The 518-nt window shown below is 65.3% G+C and carries 1 protein-coding gene and 1 pseudogene; both read left to right on the top strand.

Annotated elements, in window-relative coordinates; translation table 11 throughout:
- A pseudogene (locus PGX04_RS30475) lies at positions 1-291 on the top strand (50S ribosomal protein L10); the annotation flags it as partial.
- Between the two features lie 24 nt (positions 292-315).
- Positions 316-518: 50S ribosomal protein P1 (gene rpl12p, locus PGX04_RS30480; protein WP_273741908.1), on the top strand; the 203-nt coding region annotated here is incomplete at its 3' end.

The raw sequence follows: 518 nt of genomic DNA on the forward strand, positions 1-518 counted from the left end.
GGCCTGCAGGCCGCCATCGAGGACGAAGACCTCATGCCCGACCTCGTCAGCAAGGCCGACGCACAGCTGCGTGCGCTCGCGGCCCAGATCGACGACGAGGAGGCGCTTCCTGACGAGCTTCAGGACGTCGCGGCGGCCGCCGAGCCGGCGGCAGCCGACGACGAAGACGAATCGGCAGACGACCAGACCGAAGACGAGACCGAGACCGAAGATGCCGACACCGACGATGACGACGATGACGACGAAGACGACGGTGACGGCGCGGCCGGTCTCGGCGAGATGTTCGGATAACGACCACCAACAGAGGATCCAACAATGGAATACGTATACGCTGCACTCATCCTGAACGAATCGGACGAAGAGATCAACGAAGACAACCTGACGAACGTGCTCGACGCTGCCGGCGTCGACGTCGAAGAGTCCCGTGTCAAGGCGCTCGTCGCCGCGCTCGAGGACGTCGACATCGAAAAAGCGGTCTCCGAGGCCGCCGCCGTTCCCGCTGGCGGGGCCGCCGCAGG

The sequence above is a fragment of the Natrinema soli genome (genome assembly GCF_028618695.1).